Here is a 12,630-nt window from a genome sequence, read left to right as displayed (position 1 = left end):
TTGGCCCCCCCGACTCCCTCTGACAGTACGCGGCACATACGAAAAAAGGAGCTCAACGGCTCCCTTTTTCTTTGGCAACCGCCTCCCATCGAGGCGATATGTCGCTTACTTGCGCAGCAATTGCTTGAGTGCGGTCTGCAGGCGACGGGCAGATACCTCATCGCTGGCACTGCCCAGCACAGTGGCCACGTCCTGACCCCAGGTCTGCTGGGGAGAAGGATCGTTGCGGCGGGTCAGCATCTGCAGCTGCAGCGCACGGCGTGCCGCCAGCTGATCGGCAGGAGTGTGCACATCGGCAGCCATTTCCAGGCGCAGCAGGGCCTCTGCAGCATTGCCCTTGGGTGCAGCAGCCACAGCACCGGACCAGGAAGAGCGCACAGGCGCCGTCACCTTGCTGCCCAGTTGCTGAGCCGATGGCAGCTGCGCAGCATCACGAGCCTGCCAGGCACCGAGCAGCTGAGTCAGCGCTTCGCCGTGCGCCTGTGCCGCCAGCTTGCGCAGAGCTTCCTGGGCATGCTCCACGGCATCACGCTGGGCGCGGAAGGCCGGATCGGCCAGGCGCGGTCCGCGCTCCTCTCGCGTGAACTCGCGACGGCCACGGCCGGCATCACGGCTGTCGCGACCATCGCGCTCGCCGCGCGCTGCATCGCGTCCACGGCCGCCATCCTTGCGATCACCAGGACGACCACCTGCAGCAGCTGCCGCTTCCTTCCTCATGCCAGGGCGGTCATCGCCACGCACGGCCACCACGGGACGTGCCGGCTTGGCCACTGCAGCGGCTTCGCTCGCTTGCGCCTCAACAGCTTCAGACGCTTGCTCTGCCTGGCCCTGGGGCTGGTTTTCATCAGACTTGGCGGGCTGAGCCTTGATGGCTGCTTCGAGCTCGGCCAGCGCTGCGTGAATCTTTTGCGCATCGCCGCTGGCATTGGCCGCCTCGACCGCCTTGGACGCATCCAGCACCCGACGATCATGCTCGGACAACTCAACCGCCACCTGGCTGCGACCACCACGCTCCACACTCTTGCGATTGAAGGCATCGTCCAGCGGCTTGCGGAATGCATCCCAGAGCTTTTGCTCGTGCTTGCGATCCAGCGGCACCACCTGGGCTTCGGCCTGCCAGCGCTGCTGCAGCGCCTTCACCGCGTCGATACGCAGGCTGGGGGCTGCGCCCAAGGCCGTGGCTTCGTCGATCATGGCATGGCGACGCTCCAGGCTGGCCTTTTGTGCAGCCTGCAGGGGCGCTTCGGCAGCAGCCATGGCCTGCTTGAACAGGGGCTGCAGTTCGGCAAACAGCTTTTCGCCGATATGGCCGCTTTCACGCCAGCGCTCGCCAAACTGGCGCAGCGCGCGCAACATGCTCTTCCAGTCCTGGCTGGCCGCATTGCTTGCAGCCCAGGCCTTGATTTCTTCGATCAGCGCCAGACGCTGCGCCTTGGCCTGCGTGCTGTCCTGACGAATCTTGTCGTGCCAGGACTCGACCACCTTGTAGGCTGCGTTGCAGGCCTCGTCAAACTTCTTCCACAGCGCATGATTGGCCATGGCACCCTGGTCGGCCTGCTTCCATTGTTCGCGCAGGCTGCGCAGGGTTTCCTGGATCTTGCGACCACCCAGTGCCTGGCCTTCGGGACGGTTGAGCAAGGCTTCGGCCTTGGCCACCAGGTCCTCGCGCAGTTTCTCGGCCAGATGGCGCTGCCAACCCTCGGCCTCACCGGCGGCCAACAGGGCTTCATGCACTTCGCCCACCAGCGCTTCGTCCACAAAACGGCCATGGGCCTTGATGGCTGCGCGCATGGCTTGCACGGCTTCGGAGCCGGCCTGGCTGTTGCCAGCTGCAGTTTCTGCCTTCAGCGCCTGCAGGGCCTGGCCCAGGCCAGCCTTGGCTGCTTCCACCTGCTCGGGCGTGGGCTTGCCACGGCCGGCGGCTGCTGCGCGCGGTGCGGCGGGCTTGGCCACTTCCACAGCTGCGGCTTCGGGAGGCAAACCACGAGCCACGCGGATTTCGTCGGCCCAGACGGGGACCGTGGGCAACGGCGCTGCCTCGTCGGCGGCAGCGGCCTCGGTCTGTGCCAGTGCAGACTGGAAAGCATCCCAAACCAGCGCCAGTTGTGCAGAGGCTGCCTCCAGCTGAGGCGGGAAACGGCCGTCCACGCTGCCCCAGCTGGCGTCGCCGGTCAGCTCCTTGGCCTGCTCCTGCCAGCGCGCGACATCGACTCCCAGGGCTTCCAGCACCGCCTTGGCATCCTTCCAGGACTTGGTGGACAGCACTTCGATGCGCTGCGCCAGCAGCAGCGCCACTTCGCGCTGCACCTGGGTGCGATGCTGCAGGTCTTCCACAGCCTTCACGCGCTCGCCCAATCGGGCCTTGAACTGCGACAGAGGCTCGCGCGACAGCGCGGCACCGGCCTTGGCGGCATCACGCTGCCAGGCAGCTGCAGCCGCGGCATCGAAGGGCTCTGCAGCCAGCAGTGCCTGAGCCTTCTCGGCCCATTCCACGGAAATTTTTTCCTGATTCGCGGTGCGACGGATTTCGTCAAGGCGCTCGCGCACGGCACGGGCAGCACTCTTGTCGCCCTTGCTCAGTTCCTTGTGAACGTCCTGGAGTTGCTCGACCGTGGGCTGAGTCGCCAACCAGTCGCGAATGCGCGCGGCGCGATCACCCGACGTCTCGGCGGAGAAAGCACCACCCGTCAATGCATCCAGCGGATGTTGCTCAGTATTCTTGGCAGAGGCCGGGTTCACTTCAGATGCATCAGACATGGTGCTGCTAGGAGAAATAGATGTCATGTAAGGGTCAGAAAATGCTTGGCAGCCAGCGCAGTCAACGCTGCAACGGGCCAGTGCCAACCCACATGAGGGCAGACTTTCCAAGCGCAAGCCCAGGCACATAAGCACCTGGGCAAACCGGTATTTTCGCCTTTATTTAAAGGCAAGCCAAAAAATGCGAAATCGCAAGGTGTTTCGCAGCACTTTCATCACTGCGCAGACAGGCTCAACTGGGCACGTGGCGTCCAGTCCTTATCCTGCACATCCAGCTTGGGAGCGCCCAGGAACAGGCGCTCCAGCGGCAGCTGTTGCGTGGCCAGATAGTCCCGCACAGCCACACCGCGCGCCAGCGCCAGCTCGCGCATGGCATCGTCAGGCACCTTGATGCTGGCCACCAGCAGCGCCGTCATCTGGTCTGCAGGCAGATCCTTGGCCATTCCGACCATGTTGCGGGGCTTTTTGATGTCGGCTCGACCGTAAACGGCCTTGAGCAGAGCCGGACGCTCGGCATCGCTGAACTCCATCACCTCGTCTCCACTCTTGCCTTCGCGAATCACGTTGCGGCGCTTTTGGGCCAGCAGCAGACGATCCAGCTCTTCAGTCTTCCAGGCCTCCTTGTCTTCGGCCTCACGCGACTCGCCCACCACCGTCATCTTGAGCGCGGGGCGGTCGTTCAGTGCCTTGACGATCTTGGCCAGTTGCTCCCTGGCCTTGCCGTCGAGCTTGGCGCTGCCCGGCGCAAAGTTGACTGCGCCCGACTCGTCGCCACCCGAGAACGCCCCCGACAACAGCGCAAACGGCGCGGTCACTGCCTTCATGATGATGTTGCCGATCACCTTGAAGATGATGGGCGCCAGACGGAACTGCGGATCGTTGAGCGAGCCGCTCAGAGGCACATCGAGATCGATCACGCCGTTGCGGTCGGACAGCAGGGCCACAGCCAGCTTGACGGGCAGCGATGCGGGCGCGCCCTCCACCTTGTCGCCAAAGGTCAATTGGCGCAGCACCAGCTTGTTCGATGCCGTGAGCTGCCCATCAGGCTGCACCTTGTAGTTCACATCCATATAGAGCTTGCCGCGCTCTATGCCATAGCCCGCGTACTTGATGGAATATGGCGACAGCGGCGACAGCTCCAGGTCATTCATCTGGGCGCGTACATCCAGCGCCAGAGGCTTGGCCAGCGGATTGACCTTGCCGCTGATATCGAGCTTCGCCGTACCCTGGGCCTTGCCCTTGATTTCAAGATCGGCCATTTGCGGCTCGACCTGGCCTGCAGGAGCCTGCGAAGAGAAGGCGCTCAGACGGCCGTTCAGCTCACTCAGATCGGCCGAGTAGTTGGGCTGAATGAAATAGTCGGAAAACTGCACCTTGCCGCCCGTCAGCACAATGGGCCCGACCTTGATGATGGGCGCGGGGCCGACATCTTCGGGCTTTACGGGCTCAGCCACAGGTCTGCTGAGCTCGGGCTTCTCGCCAGCAGCCGCCTGGGCGTTCGCCTCTTCGTTCTGTGCGACGGACTGCTCGGACTTTTCGGTCTTCACAATGTCCTGCAGATTAATGCGGCCGTTGCGCTGCACGATGACGCGCGCAAAAAAGTCGCTCAGCGCGGTTTCGCGCACGCTCACCCGCAGCGGCTGAGCCGGTTGCATATTCAGGTCCAGGCCGCGCACCATCAGCGTTTTCCAGGCCAGCAAATCATCGCCCAGACCCAGACCTGTGCGCGCAGCCAGTGCCTTGGCACGGTCTGCCGTTGAGTCATTGAGCACTGCCGTCAGCGCGCCCTTGGCGGTACTGGGCTTGCCCACCTCTTCCTGCACCGGGGCCGCAAGCGTGGAGCGTACGCGCAGGTCGTTGAGCTCCACATCGCCCGACACAGACAGCTGAGGCCCCTTGGCATGGGCCAGATAGTTAAGCTTGCCCCGGAAGTTGCCGTCGGCACGCACTAGATCCACATTGAGCTTGTGACCGAAATACGGCTCCAGCGCATGCAAGGGCACGGCACGGGCCTGCAACTGCCCCTGAGCCGAAACAGGGGTCAGACCCAACTGCCCCTTGAACTGAATATGACCAGCCTGCACACGGCGACTGGCAGCCAGCTGAGCCGAGACCTCCAGCGGAGTCGGCGCTGCCTTGGCCGCCAGAGGCTCGAAAGCCCCCAGGCGTATGCGCAAGGCGCTCACATCCAGCTGCACGGGCCGTGCATTCCCGCCTTGCACAGGTGCTGCATCGCGAAACTGCAGCGCACCGCCATCCACGGCAATCGCTGCCAGCTTGACCGACCAGGGTTTGCCCGGTTCCACCTTGCTGCCCTGCGTTGCCGGCCTGGCTGCAGGCGATGCCACGGGCAACCAACGCTCGTACATCCAGTGCCCTTGTGCGTCACGCAGGGCCGCGAGTTGCGGCTTCTGCACGGCAATGGCCTCCACCTGCACCTGCCGGGCAGCAAGATCGACCTGAACGCCGCTGACCTTGATCTGTTCGATATTGACAGGGGCCTGCTTGTCCTGCAGCTGCAGCTTGTCGGCAGTCAGCTCGGCCACCTCTGCCACGACTCCGCCCTCACCCCAGGAAATCCGGGCATCGGTATTGAGCATGGCGCTGAGCTGCGGCTTGAAATGCGCTTCCGTATAGGGCTGCACCCATTGCAGCGGCAACTGCTCGAGCTTGAGATTGAGCTTGCCCGCCTTGTCCGTGGCTTCTCCATCCACAGCCAGCCTGGCAGCCCCTTCCACCCGGGCCTGCTCAGCCGTTTGCAAACCTGCAGTGGCCGTCAGTTGCAAAGGCGCATTCATGGGCCAAGCCAGATTCTTGGCCTGCAGCATCAAAGGAGCCAGGGTCAGCGCCGCAGGCGCCGCGCCTGTAGCAGCATCCCTCCAATGCACTGTAGCGCTATCAATATCGAACTGTTTCACGCTCACTGCGAGGGACTGGGCGGGCGCCTCGGCCTTGGTGCCCGCCTGGACCGAAGCCTTGGCGTCGGAGGAATCAGACTCAGGCTCTGCATTTTCGGCGGGCGCTGCTGCAGCAGTGGACGGCGCATTCAACCCCAGCCAGTTGATCACGCCCTGCGCATTGCGGCTGGCATGAACCTCGGGCTTGACCCAGCGCACCGATTCGAGCGCAATCTGGTTCTGCAGAGGCTGAACATTCTTGAGCTGCACCTCCAGCGCCTCAAAGTTCAGCAGCGGCGCGCTCTGGCGGTCCTGCACCGCGACATTGCTCAAGGCCAGCTTGCCGCTGATGCTGACCACAGGCTGGTCTTTTTGCTCGAAGCTGATCTGCAGATCCGTGTCCAGCACGCCAGACAGAGGCTGCACGGGAACGCTGGCAGGCACATAGCCCAGATAAGGGGCCAGATCGATGTGCTCCCATTTGAGTTGCATCGCCGTCTGGCGGGTGTCAGTGAACGGCGTGCTCTCGCCCGAGGTATCGAACTTGCTGCCGTTGAGATCGAAAGCCAGATGCGGCAGCACCTTGATCTCGCGCTTGGACGCCAGATTGCTGATGAAAGGAATGCTCAGCTGCAAGTCCTTGAGCTCGTGCTTGCGCTGCACAAACTCGTCATTGAGCTCGATACGGCCGTCGCGCAAGGCAATGTTGTAGAGCGCAAAGCTCAGGGGCTTGGATGGCTCCTCGTCATCGGGCTCGGAGAGCTTGGCAATCACATCGTCGATATCGAGCTTGCCCAGTGAATGCTGCGTCAGGCGCACCACCGGCGCATCGACCTCGATCGCATCCAGCACAGGAGCGAGCCTGAACAAGGACTGCGCGCTGGCATTGATGAAGATGCGCTTGATCTGCAGCTGTGGCTCGGCGGCGGATTTCAGATCTTTCTGAGCCGCAGAGCTCTCTGCACCAGCGGTTTCAGCTACTTTTTTTATAGCCTTATCGATCACCAGTTCATGCAGGGTGATGGACATGGCCCAGGGCGCAAACTCGATCTTGCCCACATGGACGCCGCGCCCCAGTTTCTCGGCAGCCCGTTTTTCCAGCTGGCTTTTGGCCACCCAGGGCACTACCGCCCAGAGCAGCAGCCATAACAGCAAAAGAGCAAGAACAGACCAGATCAGCCGGCGAAGCCAGCGATTCGATGTGAGCAAGGACATGGGCAATTGTTATTGATGCAGAGATTGAAAGCCTTCCAAGACTCTCAGGGGCGGGACCCGCCGCGCGCCCGGAACACCACTGTACCTTGAGCGCACCCTGGTGTATCTAGATTGCGCTCTATATATAGATAGAGGCAAGAGGCGTTTCAGAGGCAAGAGGCGTTTCCAGGGAGAAGTTTGCGCTATAGGAATGCCGACCAGAGGCAGATGAGCGCGAAAAATGCAAACAATGCGCTGCAGAGAAAAGACAACGCCGGAAATGACAAAGCCCGGAAGTGGCGAAACCGACTTCCGGGCTTTACGGCCGGTACCAGACCGGGCCGTTTTTCGCGGATCAAGGAGGGTGTGGTCCTTGCCGCTGGAAGCAACGATTGCTCCCTTTTGTGCCTCAAGCGAAGATAAAGAGCAAGTGCCAACAGCCCATGGAATCAAAGGCCTCGGCGGAATTTGCTTTTCCTTTCCTTTGGCAAGCACCTGCAACGTGCAGGCAGATTCACTATATCTGTGCTCGCGTAGGGCTACCAGGCTTTTTGCACTTTATTTCGCCTTGATGACAAATAAAACGATGTGAGCGTATACACCTCTTGAATCCGTGATTTTTTGCTGTAATTTTTTGAGCAAGCTGTACATTCATACAGTTTTCATATAATTTTAAAATCTAAAAAGTATTTTTGTTAGTGTTGACTGAATATTTAGGGCGCTTCTAGAATCCGCCAGCGCTCGAAATGAGCGTTTTTTGTTTCCGCTGCCTCACGACTGAGCAGACCGATCGGCGCCCCAAGGGGCGCTTTTAATCGGCCCGCAGCAAACCTCATCGGCCAGTTGTCCTGGTTGTACCGCGAGATTGATCCGGTGCGACCTCGGGCGATAGCCAAGAAAGGACAAGCTATGCCAGCGTCAGGAAAATTAATCGCCTCTGCGCGAACGTTGGGCCATAAGACGGCCCACGGTTTTCTTGCTCTTACTCACAACGGTTTCGCCCTGCTGGGCTTGGCCGTGGCCATTTCGGCCCTGATTCTGATCTCTCGTCCGGACCTGCGTCTGGCCGGTGCAACCGAGCTGCGCGAGTGGCTCGACACACGCCTGCCCGCCAGCACCGTGGTGGCTGCCGCCGAAGTGGAGGAAGCCCCTGCTTCCGCCAACATCGTCGTCGCCAGCGACCGCGCCACGGCCGTCAACCCCAAGAACCTGCCCAAGGAGCAGGCGGCTGTGGCCTATTGGCTCAGCAAAAAATACCGGGTGGCGCCCGAGCCGATTGCCGCCCTGGTCAGCGAAGCCTATGTCCAGGGCAAAGCCAACAAGCTGGATCCGACGCTGATTCTGGCCATCATGGCCATTGAATCGAGCTTCAACCCGTTTGCCCAAAGTTCGGTCGGTGCCCAGGGCCTGATGCAGGTGATGACTTCCGTGCACACCGACAAGTACGAAAGCTTTGGCGGCCAGCACGCTGCCTTCGACCCAGTGACCAATCTCAAGGTCGGCGTCAAGGTGCTCAAGGAATGCATTGCCCGCGCCGGCTCCATCGAGGGTGGCCTGCGCTATTACGTGGGTGCAGCCAATCTTCCTTCGGACGGCGGCTATGCGGCCAAGGTGCTTGCCGAACACCAGCGTCTGCGCCAGGGCGTGGGCCTGCAGGCCAGCCCGCTGATGACGGCCAAGTCCGACGAAGCCACCAAGGTCTCTCACGCTCAGCAAGTGGCACTGGCCAACTCCAACCTCTAAGCGACAGACCCCTGCATTTCTCAAGCTGGCTCCGGCCAGCTTTTTTTATGCCCCGGCCAGGTCCTGCGGGAAAAACGGGCATAGGTTCTTCAGCCATGCCAGCTCAGCTACACTAGCGGGTGTACGCAACTGGCGATAGGCGCAGAATTTTCTGCCGCTGACGTGGAATCCGGCAGACTGCAAGGTCTGTGAACCACCGGGGAGCGTACCGCCCAGGGTCGCAGCGACTGCAGCCTGCAAGCGTTTCAGCCGTTCGCCTGGGCAGCCCTTGGCCTCAAGGGAATTTCTAAGTTCACAGGACTGCCATGTTTCAACGCACCGATACCGTCGCGAAAGTCGACCCCGAACTGTTTGCAGCTATTGAAGCTGAAAACCATCGCCAGCAAGAGCACATCGAGCTGATCGCCAGCGAGAACTACTGCTCGCCCGCAGTGATGGAAGCCCAGGGCTCCCAGCTGACCAACAAGTACGCCGAAGGCTATCCCGGCAAGCGCTACTACGGTGGCTGCGAGCATGTGGACGTGGTCGAACAGCTGGCCATTGACCGCATCAAGCAGATCTTTGGCGCCGAAGCCGCCAACGTGCAGCCCAATTCCGGCTCTCAGGCCAACCAGGCTGTGCTGATGGCTTTCGCCAAGCCAGGCGACACCATTCTGGGCATGAGCCTGGCCGAAGGCGGTCACCTGACCCACGGCATGGCGCTGAACATGTCCGGCAAATGGTTCAAGGCCGTCTCCTACGGTCTGAATGCCGACGAAGCCATCGACTACGACAAGCTCGAGGAGCTGGCCCGCGAGCACAAGCCCCGCATCATCGTGGCTGGCGCTTCCGCCTATGCCCTGCGCATCGACTTCGAGCGCTTCGCCAAGATCGCCAAGGAAGTCGGCGCCATCTTCTGGGTGGACATGGCCCACTATGCCGGCCTGATTGCCGCAGGCGTGTACCCCAACCCCGTGCCCCATGCCGACGTGGTCACCACCACCACCCACAAGAGCCTGCGTGGCCCCCGTGGCGGCGTGATCCTGATGAAGGCCGAGCACGAGAAGGCCATCAACAGCGCCATCTTCCCCGGCCTGCAAGGCGGCCCCCTGATGCATGTCATCGCCGGCAAGGCCGTGGCATTCAAGGAAGCCCTGACTCCCGAGTTCAAGGCCTACCAGGAACAGGTCGTGAAGAATGCCAAGGTGTTTGCCGAAACGCTGACCGAGCGCGGTCTGCGCATCGTCTCCGGCCGCACCGAAAGCCACGTGATGCTGGTGGACCTGCGCGCCAAGGGCATTACCGGAAAGGCTGCCGAAGCGGCCCTGGGTCTGGCTCACATCACAGTGAACAAGAACGCCATCCCCAATGACCCCGAAAAGCCTTTCGTGACCAGCGGCATCCGTATCGGCACGCCCGCCATGACCACCCGTGGTTTCGGCGAGGAAGAAGCCCGCATCACCGCCAATCTGGTGGCCGATGTGCTGGACAAGCCCGAAGACGAAGCCAATCTGGCTGCCGTGCGCGCCAAGGTGGCCGAGCTGACCGCCAAGTTCCCTGTCTACAGCAAGTAAATCCTGCTGCGCTGAGCTGTCATGAAGTGCCCCTTCTGCAACCATCCGGACACGCAAGTGGTTGAGACCCGCGAGTCCGAGGACGGGGGCTTCATCCGCCGCCGCCGCCGCTGCGGCGGCTGCGACAAGCGCTTCACGACCTACGAGCGCCCCGAGGTCAGCTTTCCCACCGTGGTCAAGAGAGACGGCCGCCGTATCGAATACGAGCGCGCCAAGCTGCAAGGCTCTTTTCAGATCGCGCTGCGCAAGCGTCCCGTGAGCACCGAACTCATAGATGCCGCCATAGAGCGCATTGAGGACAGGCTGCTCAATCTGGGCCAGCGTGAAATCGATTCCAGCCGCCTCGGCGAGTTGGTGATGGATGAACTCAAGGGCTTGGACAAGGTCGGCTATATCCGCTTTGCCAGCGTCTACCGCAGCTTCGAGGATGTGGACGACTTCAAGAACATCATGGATGAGGTTCGCAGCCCCAAGGCCAAGGCCGCCAAAAAGCCCTAGCCCTGACCGCCGTGCCTTGCCATGCCAAAAGCCACCCTTGGGTGGCTTTTGTTTTGCGCGCTTGATGGCAGGCATAAGCTATGAACTAATGAGCATCTAGCGCCTGATCTAAAAGGAAATCAGACAAGTTTTTATCTGATCTCCTTAATGAACACGCGTAACACGCTCCTTCAAAGGTAGCGCCATCGGCCCGCTGCGGCTTTGTTCGTGTACATGCTCCGCCAGTGCATCCAGATCCAGCATGCCGCCCACCACGTCGATGCCTTGCGTGAAAATGCTGAAATTGTCGCCGCCACTGCCCAGGTAGCTCTGCAGTCCCACGCGGTAGCGCTGTGACATCTTGAGCAACCGGCCGTTGAGGCGCAACTCGCTCACGCGCCGGCCCGCGGGCAGGCGACGGTCAAAGCGGTAGCTAAAGCCCTCGGAGACCTGCAGGATGCGTGGCGCATTCACGGTGTTGCTGCCACTGTCGAATTGCTGCTCCAGCGCCTGGCGAATCTGCTCGCCCGTCAGACTCATCACCATCAGCGTATTGCCGAACGGCTGAACGCTGAACAACTGTCCATAAGTCACGCTGCCGTCGGCCGCGGGCAGCAGGTCGGCGCGCACACCGCCGGGGTTCACAAAGGCCAGCTGTGCCCCGCCCGCGGCGACATCGCGCGTGGCCGCAAGTATGGCGTCGGCCACGATGCGCCCCATCACGCTTTCGCCATTGGCTTGCGGCACGCGGCTGACAGGCCCGGCCAGCTGCCCTGCAACGGCCTCGGCCAGCGGCCGCGCCGCAGCCTTGTAGCGCGCCACCAATGCAGCAACAGGGGCGTCGGCATCAAGGACCGGGAATTCGGGCTGCAGACTCACCAGACCGGCAGCGCTGCGATAGGCCTCGCCCTGCACGATGGTCTGGTGCGCCGATTTGCGGCTGACGCGGCGTGTGCGCGCATCCACCGTCAGTCTGACTTCGGTCAGCAGCGTGCCGTACTGACCCGCGCTGGTCAGCAAGAACGGCTTGCGGGCATTCACCCTGGCGTAATCGCAGATATAGGAGCGATGGGTATGGCCGGAGATCACCACATCGACCTCGCCGGAGAGCTGCTCCAGAATCGGCACGATGGCGCCAGACAGCCCTTGGCAGCTATCGTCCTGCAGGCCCGAAGTGGTGGCCCCGCCCTCATGGATCAGCACCACGATCACATCGGCGCCCTGCGCCCTCAGCTGCGGGATCAGCGCATTCGCCGTCTGCGCCTCGTCGGCAAACGTCAGCCCCTCGACCCCGCTGGGGCGCACCATATGCGGCGTGTTCCTGAGTGTCATGCCGATGAAGCCCACGCCTATGCGCAGACCGTCCTGCTCGAAGAACTTCAGCCCGGTCGCAGGAAACAGCGGCCGGCCGTCTTCACGCAGCGTATTGGCCGCGAGAAACGGGAACTCCGCCCCCTTGAAGGGCTGGCTGATCTGGCATGGCTGCTTGCTGGTGAACTTCTCGCAGCCCCCATGCTGCATGCGCAGCAGCTCGGCCACGCCCTGGTCGTATTCGTGATTGCCGGTGGCCGCGAAGTCCACCCGCATGAGGTTAAGAACTTCTATCGTCGGCTCATCGAGAAACAGTGCAGAGACCATGGGCGAGGCCCCTATCATGTCCCCGGCCGTGACCAGCGCCACATGGCGGCTGGCCTGGCGGCGCTGGGCGATGGCCCGGGCCATATAGGCCACGCCGCCAGCGGGCACGGCAATGTTCTGCCCCTGCGCGTTCTGGGCCGTCACGGCCAGTCTGGGCGGCTCCAGATGGCCGTGCAGGTCATTGAAGCCCAGCAAGGTGATCTCCATGCTGGCCGGCCTGAGCGCACCGCCACCGCAAGCACTCAAACCCAGCACGAGCAGCCCAGCGCACATGGGGCGGAAGGCATTGCGCAAAGCGCAACGCCAGCCTGGCGACAGGGCGCGAGGCTGGCGTTGATCCGGTTTTTTGTCAGCTGAAACCATCGGACTCT

General features: G+C 62.1%; 6 protein-coding genes and 1 riboswitch. Of the genes, 3 read left to right on the top strand and 3 right to left on the bottom strand.

Going from position 1 to position 12,630, the window contains the following annotated elements; translation table 11 throughout:
- Positions 1–105: 105 nt before the first annotated feature.
- Together Cth01_RS18580 and Cth01_RS18575 are read right to left on the bottom strand one after the other, a co-directional pair.
- Complete coding sequence (locus Cth01_RS18580; protein WP_045840044.1) at positions 106–2,757, bottom strand: DUF349 domain-containing protein; 2,652 nt, start codon at positions 2,755–2,757, stop codon at positions 106–108.
- Positions 2,758–2,972: 215 nt separating this feature from the next.
- Positions 2,973–6,869, bottom strand: a complete 3,897-nt coding sequence (locus tag Cth01_RS18575) for a DUF748 domain-containing protein (RefSeq protein WP_045840043.1) — start codon at positions 6,867–6,869, stop codon at positions 2,973–2,975.
- Between the two features lie 888 nt (positions 6,870–7,757).
- Between Cth01_RS18575 and Cth01_RS18570 the strand changes: the two genes are divergently transcribed.
- From Cth01_RS18570 to nrdR, 3 genes are all read left to right on the top strand, one after another.
- Positions 7,758–8,591: a lytic transglycosylase domain-containing protein gene (locus Cth01_RS18570; protein WP_034359288.1), complete on the top strand. Its 834-nt coding sequence runs from the start codon at positions 7,758–7,760 to the stop codon at positions 8,589–8,591.
- Positions 8,592–8,706: 115 nt separating this feature from the next.
- A riboswitch (ZMP/ZTP riboswitch) is annotated at positions 8,707–8,861 on the top strand.
- Between the two features lie 35 nt (positions 8,862–8,896).
- On the top strand, positions 8,897–10,144 hold the full coding sequence (gene glyA, locus Cth01_RS18565) for a serine hydroxymethyltransferase (RefSeq protein WP_003053390.1): 1,248 nt from the start codon (positions 8,897–8,899) through the stop codon (positions 10,142–10,144).
- A gap of 21 nt (positions 10,145–10,165) precedes the next feature.
- On the top strand, positions 10,166–10,642 hold the full coding sequence (gene nrdR, locus Cth01_RS18560) for a transcriptional regulator NrdR (RefSeq protein ID WP_003053388.1): 477 nt from the start codon (positions 10,166–10,168) through the stop codon (positions 10,640–10,642).
- Positions 10,643–10,786: 144 nt separating this feature from the next.
- On the opposite strand, the gene Cth01_RS18555 is transcribed toward nrdR, so the two are convergent.
- On the bottom strand, positions 10,787–12,622 hold the full coding sequence (locus Cth01_RS18555; protein WP_045840042.1) for a bifunctional metallophosphatase/5'-nucleotidase: 1,836 nt from the start codon (positions 12,620–12,622) through the stop codon (positions 10,787–10,789).
- Positions 12,623–12,630 lie beyond the last annotated feature (8 nt).

The sequence above is a fragment of the Comamonas thiooxydans genome (genome assembly GCF_000964545.1).
In the GTDB taxonomy this organism is placed as follows: Bacteria; Pseudomonadota; Gammaproteobacteria; order Burkholderiales; family Burkholderiaceae_C; genus Comamonas; species Comamonas thiooxydans.
The sequence above is the reverse complement of the archived record's forward strand: the minus strand, read 5'-3'. Positions and strand labels throughout refer to the sequence as shown.